Source organism: Aliidongia dinghuensis, assembly GCF_014643535.1.
GTDB lineage: Bacteria > Pseudomonadota > Alphaproteobacteria > ATCC43930 > CGMCC-115725 > Aliidongia > Aliidongia dinghuensis.
This window is the reverse complement of the sequence record NZ_BMJQ01000002.1, coordinates 485,819-497,616: the sequence shown is the minus strand read 5'-3', so window position 1 is coordinate 497,616 and position 11,798 is coordinate 485,819. Positions and strand designations below refer to the sequence as shown.

Genomic DNA, 11,798 nt, shown 5'->3' with positions numbered 1-11,798 from the left:
GCGTCAGGTCCCCGTCTGCTGGATGTCGCGGCGCTGCATGTCGTGCCGCTGGACGTCATGACCGGGGGGGAGCCCGCCCGACAACATGCCGTAGAGCGCCAGGAGTGCCCGATGCGGCGGCTGATCCGTGCGATGGCGCGCGAGCGACCAGCCGTGGCCGCGCGCGAGGGCCGCGAGCCCGTCCTGATGGGCCGCCAGCCGCGCCTGATATTCCTCGCGCACCGTGTCGACCCGCGCGATAAGCAGCGCGCCCTCGCGCTCCAGACCTTCGAACCGCACGCGTCCCTCGAACGGCAAACTCTCCTCCGCCGGGTCGAGCACCTGCAGCAGGTGGCCGCGCACGCCCGCCGCAGCAAAACCTGCCAGGAGTGCGTGCAGCTCCTCGAGCGGCATCAGGAGATCGCCGATCAGCACGATCGAGCCGTGCCGCGGCACGGGTTCGACCGCCGGCAGCCCGGTCACGGCCTCGCCCGCCCGTTCTATCGTGAGGGCGAGCCGATCGAGCACGGCACGGCCGTGCGCCGGCGGCAGGCCCGAGCCCAGCAGCGTTACCCGTTCGCCGCCCCGCACCAGAAGGGCCGCCAGCGCCAGCAGCAGGAGTGATGCCCGCGCCCCCTTGGTCGGCAGGTTCCGCTCGGAGCGCCAGTTCATCGAAGGTGAGCGGTCGTGCCACAGCCAGACGCTCTGCGCCGCTTCCCACTCGTTCTCGCGGATATAGGCACGCTCGGACTTCGCGGTCTCGCGCCAGTCGATGCGCGCAACCGGGTCGCCCGGCACATAGGCGCGGAACTGCCAGAAGGAATCGCCGGAACCGACCCGCCGGCGCCCGTGAACGCCCTGGGCAACCGTGGCCGCAACCCGTTCCGCCTGCACCAAGAGCGGCGGCAGGCGAGCGGCGAGCGCCTCGGCCTCGTGTCGGGAGCGGAGCACGACCATGTTATCGATCAGCCAAGCCGTTCGACCAAGAGGCCGACGATCCGGTCGAGCGTCACGCCGTCGGCCCGGGCGGCGAAGCTCAACGCCATGCGATGCCGCAGCACGGGACCGGCGAGCGCCGCCACATCGTCGATCGAGGGCGACAGCCGTCCGTCCAGGACGGCCCGCGCGCGCGCCGCCAGCATCAGCGCCTGACTGGCGCGCGGGCCTGGCCCCCAGGCGACGGACCGCTGGACCTCGCCGACCGGGCTCGTTTCCGGCCGGCCCGACCGGACCAGGTCGAGGATGGCGTCGACCACGCCCTCGCCGACCGGCACGCGCCGGATCAGCCGCTGGGCCAGCATCAGGTCCTCCGCAGTCATGGCTTGCTCCGGCACCGCCTCGGCCACGCCGGTCGTCGCCAGCAGCATGTGACGCTCCGCTTCGAGGTCGGGATATCCGACATCGATCTGGATCAGGAACCGGTCGAGCTGCGCCTCGGGCAGCGGGTATGTGCCTTCCTGCTCGATCGGGTTCTGCGTCGCCAGCACATGGAACGGCCGCGGCAGCGGATGATACTGGCCGCCGACCGAGACCCGATGCTCCTGCATCGCCTGGAGCAGCGCCGACTGGGTGCGCGGGCTCGCACGGTTGATCTCGTCGGCCATCAGCAATTGCGCGAACACCGGCCCGGGCAGGAAGCGGAACGAGCGGCGGCCGCTCTCGCCCTCCTCCAGCACCTCGGAGCCGATAATGTCGGCCGGCATCAGGTCGGGCGTGCATTGCACCCGCTTGTCGTCGAGCCCCAGGACGGTGCCGAGCGTCTCGACGAGCCGCGTCTTGGCAAGCCCGGGCACGCCGACCAGCAGCGTATGGCCGCCGGCGAGGAGCGTGATGAGCGCTTGATCGATGACGTCGCGTTGGCCGAAGATCACGCGGCCGATCCGCTCGCGCACGGACTTCAGGCGATGCCCCAGCGCCTCGATCTCATTGACAAGGTGCGTTGCCTCGGCGGCGGTCGTGGTGGTTGGATCAAGGCTCACGGGCGTTAGCTCCTAGGGCGTGCCGCGGGTCGATAGACCGATTGTCACCGGAAATGTGCGGACTGCAATCATGCTAGGCAACAGGGCGACCTAACGCCACAGCGGCTTTGGGAGTAGTGATGGAATGAAGACGCCCGAAACCGACGCCCCGCAGGCAGAGAGACCGACGCCCAACGCCATCGGGCCGGGCATCATCGAGAGCTGCGGCGATTTCAATATCCGCATCGCCCGCGACGGCACCTGGTATTACCGGAATTCGCCGATCCGCCGGCTGCCGCTCGTCAAGCTGTTCGCCACGGTCCTGCGCCGCGAAGCCGACGGCAGCTACTGGCTCGTAACGCCGGCCGAGCGCGGCCGGATCGAGGTCGAGGACGCGCCGTTCGTCGCGGTGGAGCTGGAGGCAGAAGGACAAGACAGGGACCAGAGCCTCACGTTCAGAACGAACCTCGATGATAAGGTAGTTGTCGGTGAAAACCATCCCCTGCGCGTCGCGACCGCGCCCGGGACGGACGAACCCCGGCCTTATGTGCTGGTCAGACCCGGCCTTGAAGCGCTGCTCCTGCGCCCGGTATTCTACCATCTGATTGAAAGAGGCGAAGAGGCGACGGTCGACGGCACGTCTCGTTTCGGTGTTTGGAGCAACGGAAAATTCTTTCCCCTCGACAATTCGACGGACGCTATCTGACGACTGACTTCGTCGTCGAGCGGCTGAACGAGGTGCTGGCGCGTCCGCCGGGCACGCGGCCGCGTGGCGATCACGACCTCAATCCCGGCTTCGTGCCGCCGCCCGCGCAGACGCAGGCCTCGGTCCTGGTGCCGCTCATCGACCGGCCCGACGGGCTGACCGTGTTGCTGACCCAGCGCACGGCGCACTTGGCCGATCATGCCGGCCAGATCAGTTTCCCGGGCGGGCGGGCCGAGCCGGACGATGCCGATGCAGTCGTGACGGCGCTGCGCGAAGCGCAGGAGGAAGTGGGCCTCCCGCCCGAGTGCGTGCGGGTGCTGGGCCGGCTCGACACCTACATCACGTCGACCCGCTACGAGGTGACGCCGGTCGTCGGCCTGATCCGCCCGCCCTTTCCGGTGGTCCCCGACCCGCACGAGGTCGCCGAGGTGTTCGAGGTGCCGCTCGCCTTCTTCGTCGATCGCGCCAATCACGAACGGCACAGCCGCGAATGGCAGGGACGCCGGCGCTTCTTCTATGTACTGCCATACCAGGACCGCTACATCTGGGGCGCCACCGCCGGCATGCTGGTCAATCTGGCGCTGCTGCTGCAGACGACGCCCCCATGAGCCGCCCATGAGCCCCTGCCCGTGAGCCCCTGCCTATGAGCAAAGCCGCGCCGGCCCGCCGGATCCCGGTGCCGGACTGGCTCGAACGACCGGCGCTCACGGCCCTGCTCGACGCGCTCGGCGAGGGCCGCTTCGTCGGCGGCGTGGTGCGCGACACGCTTCTGAACCTGCCGCCGGGCGACCTCGATCTGGCGACCCCGCTCGAGCCGCCCGAGGTGCTCCGGCGGCTTGATGCGGCCGGCATCCGGGCGATCCCGACCGGCCTCAGCCACGGTACCGTGACCGCGGTCCTGGCCGATGGCACGCCGGTCGAGGTGACGACGCTCCGGCGCGACATCGAGACCGACGGCCGCCGCGCGACCGTGGCGTTCACGAACAACTGGGCGGAAGATGCCGCCCGGCGCGACTTCACGCTGAACGCGCTCTATCTCGACCGCGCTGGCGGCATCTGGGACCCGATCGGCGGCATCGGCGATTGTCTTGCCGGCCGGATCCGCTTCGTCGGCGAGCCGCTCCGGCGCATCGACGAGGATGTGCTGCGCATCCTGCGCTTCTACCGCTTCCAGGCGCGCTACGGCCGCACCCCGGCCGATCCCGCGGCGCGGGCCGCCTGCCGGGCGCGCACCGACCGGATCGAGCGGTTGGCCGGCGAGCGGCTCCAAGCCGAGACGCACAAGCTGCTCCATGCCCGCGATCCGGCACCGACGGTCCGGCTGATGATCGAGGACGGCGTGCTCGCGGCCTATCTGCCACCGCCGTTCCGGCCCGACCGGCTCGCCGCCCTGGTCGCACTCGAGCCCGAGACCGATTCCCTGCGACGCCTGGCAGCACTGCTCCCGCCGGGTGCCGGCGCCGCGGCGGCCGAGCGCCTGCGCCTGCCGACAGCGATGCGCGATCGCCTCGTGCTCCTGACCGGCGCGAACCCGGTCGACCTTTCCGCCGATGCGCAGACGCAGCGTGTTCTACTCTATCGCCGAGGGGCTGCGCTCTATCGCGACTTCGTGCTACTCCGCGCCGCCGAAGACGGAAAGGCCGACCGGGCCAGGGCGCTGATCGCCCTCGCCGACGCCTGGACCAGCCCGGCGCTGCCGGTCGCCGGCCGCGACGTCCGCGCCCTCGGCATCGCGAGCGGACCCGCGATCGGCCGGATCCTGAGCGAGGTCGAAGACTGGTGGATCGCCGGCGATTTCCAAGCCGACCGCGCCGCATGCCTGGAACGGCTGAAGGCGATCGCCGGTGTTTGAGAACATCTCTTTGCGTCAAGCCCGGGGATGACGAGTGAAACAGGGAACGAGAAGGACGCTCTGCGAACCTTAGCCGCGGTTGCGCAGCCGGACTGCCGCCGCCAGGACCTTCGTCTGGTAGGCGGCTTTGAGCGCCGGCGTGTGGGAATGGTAGAATCCCACCGCCTCGACCATGTTGCCGTGTGCCTCGGCCTTGTAGACGTCGAGGATCGCGGCCGCGACCTTGACGTTGTAGCAGCCGTCCTCGATCAGCCGGGCGCGCACCGCCGGCTCGGCCGTACGGGTCGCGCGGGCGACCGCCGGGATCCAGCGCGTGTTGACCTGCATCAGGCCGAGATCGGCCGAACCGTCCTTGTCGCCGATGACGGCGCCCACAGTACCGCCCTCGACCGACTGGATCGCGGCCAGCGCCTGCACCGGCAGGTGATGGAAGGACGCAGCGGCAATCATGCACGCGAGAAACGGCACGCTCATCGTCGCTCCCTTGAGCCAACAGTCCTGTGACGAGGGATGCCGGACGACGGCGCGCCCGTCAATCCCCCGATCAATCCTTGTTAACCGCCGGCGCGGCGAATCCTCTCGCGTTACGGCCAAATCACCTCGGGCGGCATCGACATCAGGATCGCCTCGACGTTGCCGCCGGTCTTGAGGCCGAAGGTCGTGCCGCGGTCGTAGAGCAGGTTGAACTCGACATAGCGGCCGCGGCGGATGAGCTGGTGGCGCCGCTCCTCATCTGTCCAGGGCTCGAACATGTGCCGGCGCACGATGCGCGGGAAAGCGTCGAGGAATGCCAGACCCACGTCGCGCGTGAAGGCGAAGTCCTTGTCCCAGTCCCCGGTCCTGAGATTGTCGTAGAAGATGCCGCCCACGCCGCGCGGCTCCTTGCGATGCGGCAGATAGAAATAGCGGTCGCACCATTCCTTGAACTTCGGATAGTAGGCCGGGTCGTGCGCGTCGCACGCCGCCTTGAAGGCGCCATGGAAATCGCCCGTATCCGCGTCGTCCGGCACCATAGGCGTCAAGTCGCCACCGCCGCCGAACCAGGCGACCGTGGTCGCGATATGACGCGTGTTCATGTGCGCGGCCGGCACCTTGGGCGAGCGCATGTGGGCGACGAGGGAGACGCCGCTCGCCCAGAAGCGCGGATCTTCGGCCGCACCGGCGATCTGGCCGCGGAACTCCTCGGAAAACTCGCCGTGCACGGTCGAGACGTTGACGCCGACCTTCTCGAACACGTGGCCACGCATGATCGACATGACGCCGCCGCCGCCCTCGCCCCCTTGACTGCCTGGGCGCGACCAGGGCTTGCGCTCGAACCGCCCGGGGTCGCCGACCCGGGTCCGGGCGACATATTCGTCCTCGATCGCCTCGAACTCGGCGCATAGCCGGTCGCGCAATTCCTCAAACCAGGCGCGCGCCTCGGCGCGCCGGGGCGACGGGTCGGCCGCCGGAACAGTCATCGACGGGATGGTCATCAAGCGGATCCTTCGGCAAAGAGATGGGTCTGGCGCAACGCCTCGCCGATTACCATGGCGGCGGCGAGCGCCACATTGATCGAGCGCAAACCCGGCTGCATCGGAATGCGCACGCGCAAGTCGGCGGCCGCATGCACCGCATCGGGGACGCCCGCACTCTCGCGCCCGACCATCAGCGTGTCGCCGGGCGCGAAGCGCGCATCGATGTAACGCTCCTCCGCCCGCGTCGTCAGCAGCACGAGGCGCCCCGGGTTGGCACGGGCGCGGCGCTCGGCCTCGAACGCCGTCCAGGAGCGATGGCGGGCGAGATCGAGTCGGTCGAGATAGTCCATGGCCGAACGGCGGAATTTCGCGTCGCCCACGATGAAGCCGCAGGGCTCGATGAGATCGACCGCGAGCCCGAGGCAGGCGGCAAGGCGCATCATGGTACCGGCGTTCTGGGCGATATCGGGTTCGAAAAGGGCAAGTCGCATGGCGGCCATCGTGCCGGCTGCAACCCCCTCATGTCGAGAACGACAGCCCTGCGACAATAAGGCCGAGCCGTTGTTGCACCCTCGCCGCCCTTATGCTATTGCCGCACGGCTTCCGGACGGACATGGGCCCGCCAGGCCATCTTCGCGTGGCTCAACCCCCCGTTCGGGAAACACATTTCGCGGGGATTCCGGTCCCCATCTTCCGGTAATATCGAAGGTACAGCTCACGTGGCATCCGAAGCGACAGGCGTATCCGGACTGGCTGGCCGTTACGCCACCGCTCTATTCGATCTGGCCGATCAGCAGCAGGCTCTCGACGCGATCGAGGGCGATCTCGTCAAGCTTCGTCAGATGATCGAGGAGAGCCCCGATCTGGAGCGCCTCATCCGCAGCCCGGTCCTGAGCCGGGAGCAGCAGGCTCGCGCCATGGCGGCACTGATGGAGAAGGCGGCGTTCGGGCAGATCGTGCGCAACTTCGTGGGCGTCGTGGCGCAGAACCGCCGGCTGTTCGCGCTCACTGACATCATCAGGGGCTACCTCGCCCTCGTAGCCGAGCGCCGCGGCGAAGTCACGGCCCAGGTAACCGCGGCCCAGGCCCTTACCGAGGGCCAGCTGGCGGCGATCAACGAACAAATCAATCGGGCCATCGGGTCCAAGGTCGCGGTCGATGTGCGGGTCGATCCCGCAATCATCGGCGGACTGGTCGTCAAGGTCGGGTCGCGTATGGTCGACGGCTCGCTGCGCACCAAGCTCACGCGCCTGCAGCTTGCCATGAGAGGGATCTAAGAGAATGGAAATCCGGGCTGCGGAAATTTCCGCCATCCTCAAGGAACAGATCGCCAATTTCGGCACCGAAGCAGATGTGGCCGAGGTCGGCCAGGTCCTGTCGGTCGGTGACGGCATCGCGCGCATCTATGGCCTGGACAAGGTCCAGGCCGGCGAGATGGTCGAATTCCCGGGCGGCGTCAAGGGTATGGCGCTCAATCTCGAGACCGACAACGTCGGCGCGGTGATCTTCGGCGAAGACCGCGGCATCAAGGAAGGCGACACGGTCAAGCGCACCGGCGCCATCGTCGAGGTGCCGGTCGGCAAGGGCCTGCTCGGCCGCGTGGTCGATGGCCTCGGCAACCCGATCGACGGCAAGGGCCCGCTCACCGACGTCAAGATGCAGCGCGTCGAGGTGAAGGCGCCGGGCATCATCCCCCGCAAGTCGGTGCACGAGCCGATGCAGACCGGCCTGAAGGCGATCGACAGCCTGGTGCCGATCGGGCGCGGCCAGCGCGAGCTCATCATCGGCGACCGCCAGACCGGCAAGACCGCGGTGGCGCTCGACACGATCCTGAACCAGAAGGCGATCAACGCCGGCACGGACGAGTCGAAGAAGCTCTATTGCGTCTATGTCGCGATCGGGCAGAAGCGCTCCAGCATCGCCCAGTTCGTCAAGGTCCTGCAGGACTACGGCGCGCTCGAGTACTCGATCATCGTCGCCGCGACGGCGTCGGAGCCGGCGCCGCTGCAGTTCCTGGCGCCCTACACCGGCTGCGCCATGGGCGAGTTCTTCCGCGACAACGCCATGCACGCGCTCATCATCTATGATGATCTGTCGAAGCAGGCGGTCTCCTATCGCCAGATGTCGCTGCTGCTGCGCCGTCCGCCGGGGCGCGAGGCCTATCCGGGCGACGTGTTCTACGTCCACTCGCGCCTCTTGGAGCGCGCCGCCAAGCTGAACGACGCCAACGGCGCCGGCTCACTCACGGCGCTGCCGGTCATCGAGACCCAGGCGGGCGACGTCTCGGCCTACATCCCGACCAACGTGATCTCGATCACCGACGGCCAGATCTTCCTCGAGACCGAGCTGTTCTATAAGGGCATCCGTCCGGCCATCAACGTCGGCCTGTCGGTGTCGCGCGTGGGATCCGCCGCCCAGATCAAGGCGATGAAGCAGGTCGCCGGCACGATCAAGCTCGACCTCGCCCAGTATCGCGAGATGGCGGCCTTCTCGCAGTTCGCCTCCGACCTCGACGCCTCGACCCAGCGCTTGCTCGCCCGCGGCGCGCGGCTGACCGAGCTCCTGAAGCAACCGCAGTTCTCGCCGCTGCCGGTCGAGGAGCAGGTGGCGTCGATCTTCGCCGGCGTCCGCGGCCTGCTCGACAAGATCGAGGTCAAGGACATCAACCGGGCCGAGCTGGCCCTGCTGGCCGACCTGCGCGCCCGCGGCGGTGACATCCTGGACGCGATCCGCAAGGACCGCGAACTCAAGCCCGACACCCAAGAGAAGCTGAAGGCGTTCATCGAGACCTTCATGAAGAGCTTCGCCTGAGCCCAGGCCCGACCAGGACAAGGACTTAGCCGATGGCGAGCTTGAAGGACCTGCGGACACGAATCCGAAGTGTCCAATCGACGCGGAAGATTACGTCCGCGATGAAACTGGTCGCGGCCTCGCGCCTAAAAAGGGCGCAGGACGCGGCCGAGGCCTCGCGCCCCTATGCCGAGCGCATGGAACGGATGCTGGGCTCGCTGGCCCAGTCGATGGCCGGCCTGCCGACTGCGCCCGCGCTGCTCGCGGGCACGGGCAAGACGGACACGCACCTGTTGATCATCGCGACGTCCGACCGCGGCCTCGCCGGTGGCTTCAACGCCACCATCCTGCGCGAGGCCCGTCGGCTGATCCGTGCGCTCCAGGGTGAAGGCAAGACCGTCAAGGTCATGGCCGTCGGCCGCAAGGGCCGCGACGCGATGCGCCGCGAATTCCCGAAGCTCCTGATCGACAGCGTGACCGACGTCGGCCGCCGCGGCGTGCATTTCTCGGAAGCGAAGAGCATTTCCGCGGCGGTGCTGAGCCGGTTCGAGGCGGGTGAATTCGACGTCGCCACGATCATCTTCGCCAAGTTCAAGTCGGCGATCTCCCAGATCGTGACGGTGCAGCAGTTGATCCCGTTCGGCGCGCCCGCGGCCGCGGAGAAGACCGACGAGGCGGCCAGCGCCATCTACGAGTTCGAGCCGAGCGAGGAAGAAATCCTCACCGAGCTGCTGCCGAACAACGTGGGCGTGCAGATCTTCACGGCGCTGCTCGAAAACGCCGCGAGCGAGCACGGCGCGCGCATGACCGCGATGGACAACGCGACGCGCAATGCCGGCGACATGATCAAGGGCCTGACCCTGGTCTACAACCGCACGCGCCAAGCCACCATCACGAAGGAACTCATCGAGATCATCTCGGGCGCCGAAGCGCTCTAGAGGCTCGTCTCGCTTAAGGGAAGACATCATGGCCAACACCAACGTGGGGACGATCACCCAGATCATCGGCGCGGTCGTCGACGTCCAGTTCGAGGGCGACAAGCCGGCGATCCTGAACGCGCTCAGGGTCGATATCCCCGAACGCAACCTCATCCTCGAGGTCGCCCAGCACCTCGGTGAGAACACCGTCCGCACCATCGCCATGGATACGACCGACGGCCTGGTGCGCGGCACCAAGGTGAGCGACACCGGCGGGCCCATCGCGATGCCGGTCGGCCCCGAGACGCTCGGCCGCATCCTGAACGTCATCGGCGAGCCGGTCGACGAGCGCGGCCCGGTCGGCGCCACGCGCACCGCTCCGATCCACAAGCCGGCTCCGGAATTCGTCGACCAGTCGACCGAGGCCGAGATCCTCGTCACCGGCATCAAGGTCGTCGACCTGCTGGCGCCCTACGCCAAGGGCGGCAAGATCGGCCTGTTCGGCGGCGCCGGCGTCGGCAAGACCGTGACGATCATGGAGCTCATCAACAACGTCGCAATGAACCACGGCGGCTATTCCGTGTTCGCCGGCGTCGGCGAGCGCACCCGCGAGGGCAACGACCTCTATCACGAGATGATCGAGGGCGGCATCATCAAGACCGATGGGCCGGGCTCCAAGGTGGCGCTCGTCTATGGCCAGATGAACGAGCCGCCGGGTGCCCGCGCGCGCGTCGCCCTCTCGGGTCTGTCGGTCGCCGAATATTTCCGCGACGAGGAAGGCCAGGACGTGCTGTTCTTCGTCGACAACATCTTCCGCTTCACCCAGGCGGGCTCGGAAGTGTCGGCGCTCCTGGGCCGCATCCCTTCGGCGGTCGGCTATCAGCCGACACTCTCGACCGACATGGGCGCGCTGCAGGAACGCATCACGTCGACCAAGAAGGGCTCGATCACCTCGGTGCAGGCCATCTACGTGCCCGCCGACGACCTGACCGACCCGGCGCCGGCCACGTCGTTCGCGCATTTGGACGCGACGACGGTGCTGTCGCGCTCGATCGCGGAAAAGGCCATCTTCCCGGCGGTCGACCCGCTCGACTCGACCTCGCGCATGCTCGACCCGCGGGTCATCGGCGAGGAGCACTACAACACGGCCCGTTCGGTCCAGCGCGTGCTGCAGCAGTACAAGTCGCTGCAGGACATCATCGCGATCCTGGGCATGGACGAGCTGTCGGAAGACGACAAGCTGGTCGTCTCCCGCGCCCGCAAGATCGAGCGCTTCCTGTCGCAGCCGTTCCACGTCGCCGAAGTGTTCACCGGCACGCCGGGCGTGCTCGTGAAGCTCGAAGACACGATCAAGGGCTTCAAGGGCATCGTCGACGGCAAGTACGACGACCTGCCGGAAGCGGCCTTCTACATGGTCGGCACGATCGAAGAGGCCCAGGAAAAGGCCCGCAAGCTCGCCGCCGAAGCGGCCTGATCGGGTTCACATGCCTGATCGGGTTCACATGGAAGTGGGGCGTTCCCTGCGGCCTGCACGCCGGGGAACGCCCGAGGAAAGGTCCTGACGTATGGCCGAGAAGGTTAAGTTCGAGCTCGTCTCGCCGGAGAAGATCCTTCTCTCCGACACGGTCGAGATGGTCGTGATTCCGGGCGCCGAAGGCAATCTCGGCGTGCTGCCCGGTCATGCGCCGCTCATCTCCTCGGTCCGCCCCGGCACGATCGAGGTCTACGAGGGCAACAATGTCGCCGAGCGCATCTTCATCGCCGGCGGCTTCGCCGAAGTGACGCCGGAGCGCTGCACGGTGCTGGCCGACGAGGCGGTGACCGTCTCGTCGCTCGACAAGGCGGCGGTCGACGCCGAACTGGCCGAGGCGACCAGCCGTTATGGCGAGGCGCTCGCCACGGCCGAGAAGGGCAGCGACGCGGACAAGGTGCGGTTCAAGGCCGCAGAGCGACAGCTCGCGGTTGCGACCGCGAAGGCGCAGGCGGTCGAGGGCATCGTTCGCCACTAAGCCGTCCTGGAGTACCACCGATCGGCCGGCCTTGTCTGAGCGAGGCCGGCCGTCCTTGTTTTCAGGGGCTTACGGAACGACGCCCCTGATGGCATATAATCCCGGTCATGCGTAAGCTGCGAGCGAGTCG

General features: G+C 68.0%; 13 protein-coding genes. 8 read left to right on the top strand and 5 right to left on the bottom strand.

Going from position 1 to position 11,798, the window contains the following annotated elements; genetic code table 11:
* Positions 1-3 precede the first annotated feature (3 nt).
* Together IEY58_RS05680 and IEY58_RS05675 are read right to left on the bottom strand one after the other, a co-directional pair.
* Complete coding sequence (locus tag IEY58_RS05680; RefSeq protein ID WP_189043381.1) at positions 4-936, bottom strand: DUF58 domain-containing protein; 933 nt, start codon at positions 934-936, stop codon at positions 4-6.
* A gap of 8 nt (positions 937-944) precedes the next feature.
* On the bottom strand, positions 945-1,958 hold the full coding sequence (locus IEY58_RS05675; protein WP_189043379.1) for an AAA family ATPase: 1,014 nt from the start codon (positions 1,956-1,958) through the stop codon (positions 945-947).
* 124 nt (positions 1,959-2,082) lie between these two features.
* On the opposite strand from IEY58_RS05675, the gene IEY58_RS05670 reads away from it, so the two are divergent.
* Genes IEY58_RS05670 through IEY58_RS05660 form a run of 3 tightly spaced genes read left to right on the top strand, consistent with a single transcriptional unit; the run spans position 2,083 to position 4,495 of the window.
* The gene (locus tag IEY58_RS05670; RefSeq protein ID WP_189043377.1) at positions 2,083-2,643 is read left to right on the top strand and encodes a DUF1285 domain-containing protein; all 561 of its coding nucleotides are present in this window, start codon (positions 2,083-2,085) and stop codon (positions 2,641-2,643) included.
* Positions 2,644-2,675: 32 nt separating this feature from the next.
* Positions 2,676-3,251 (top strand): CoA pyrophosphatase, encoded by a 576-nt coding sequence (locus tag IEY58_RS05665; protein WP_308422394.1) that lies wholly within the window; start codon positions 2,676-2,678, stop codon positions 3,249-3,251.
* A gap of 35 nt (positions 3,252-3,286) precedes the next feature.
* On the top strand, positions 3,287-4,495 hold the full coding sequence (locus IEY58_RS05660) for a CCA tRNA nucleotidyltransferase (protein ID WP_189043373.1): 1,209 nt from the start codon (positions 3,287-3,289) through the stop codon (positions 4,493-4,495).
* A 69-nt stretch (positions 4,496-4,564) separates the two neighbouring features.
* Here the strand turns inward: IEY58_RS05660 and IEY58_RS05655 are convergent, their stop codons facing one another.
* The 3 genes from IEY58_RS05655 to IEY58_RS05645 all read right to left on the bottom strand — a co-directional run bounded on the left by IEY58_RS05655 (position 4,565) and on the right by IEY58_RS05645 (position 6,443).
* Positions 4,565-4,969: a lytic transglycosylase domain-containing protein gene (locus IEY58_RS05655; protein WP_189043362.1), complete on the bottom strand. Its 405-nt coding sequence runs from the start codon at positions 4,967-4,969 to the stop codon at positions 4,565-4,567.
* A 110-nt stretch (positions 4,970-5,079) separates the two neighbouring features.
* On the bottom strand, positions 5,080-5,970 hold the full coding sequence (gene hemF / locus IEY58_RS05650) for an oxygen-dependent coproporphyrinogen oxidase (protein ID WP_229743511.1): 891 nt from the start codon (positions 5,968-5,970) through the stop codon (positions 5,080-5,082).
* A complete protein-coding gene (locus IEY58_RS05645) occupies positions 5,970-6,443 on the bottom strand; it encodes a tRNA (cytidine(34)-2'-O)-methyltransferase (RefSeq protein ID WP_189043361.1) in 474 nt (157 codons plus the stop codon). The genes hemF and IEY58_RS05645 overlap by 1 nt, the downstream gene beginning before the upstream one ends.
* Positions 6,444-6,671: 228 nt before the next feature.
* Between IEY58_RS05645 and IEY58_RS05640 the strand changes: the two genes are divergently transcribed.
* The 5 genes from IEY58_RS05640 to atpC all read left to right on the top strand — a co-directional run bounded on the left by IEY58_RS05640 (position 6,672) and on the right by atpC (position 11,668).
* Complete coding sequence (locus IEY58_RS05640) at positions 6,672-7,229, top strand: F0F1 ATP synthase subunit delta (protein ID WP_189043359.1); 558 nt, start codon at positions 6,672-6,674, stop codon at positions 7,227-7,229.
* A 4-nt stretch (positions 7,230-7,233) separates the two neighbouring features.
* Entirely contained in the window at positions 7,234-8,763 is a 1,530-nt protein-coding gene (atpA, locus tag IEY58_RS05635; protein ID WP_189043357.1) for a F0F1 ATP synthase subunit alpha, read from the top strand.
* A 32-nt stretch (positions 8,764-8,795) separates the two neighbouring features.
* Positions 8,796-9,680 (top strand): F0F1 ATP synthase subunit gamma, encoded by an 885-nt coding sequence (locus IEY58_RS05630; RefSeq protein ID WP_189043356.1) that lies wholly within the window; start codon positions 8,796-8,798, stop codon positions 9,678-9,680.
* 28 nt (positions 9,681-9,708) lie between these two features.
* Positions 9,709-11,133, top strand: coding sequence for a F0F1 ATP synthase subunit beta (gene atpD, locus IEY58_RS05625; RefSeq protein WP_189043354.1), 1,425 nt, complete (start codon positions 9,709-9,711; stop codon positions 11,131-11,133).
* Positions 11,134-11,224: 91 nt separating this feature from the next.
* On the top strand, positions 11,225-11,668 hold the full coding sequence (gene atpC / locus IEY58_RS05620) for an ATP synthase F1 subunit epsilon (protein ID WP_189043352.1): 444 nt from the start codon (positions 11,225-11,227) through the stop codon (positions 11,666-11,668).
* Positions 11,669-11,798: the final 130 nt, after the last annotated feature.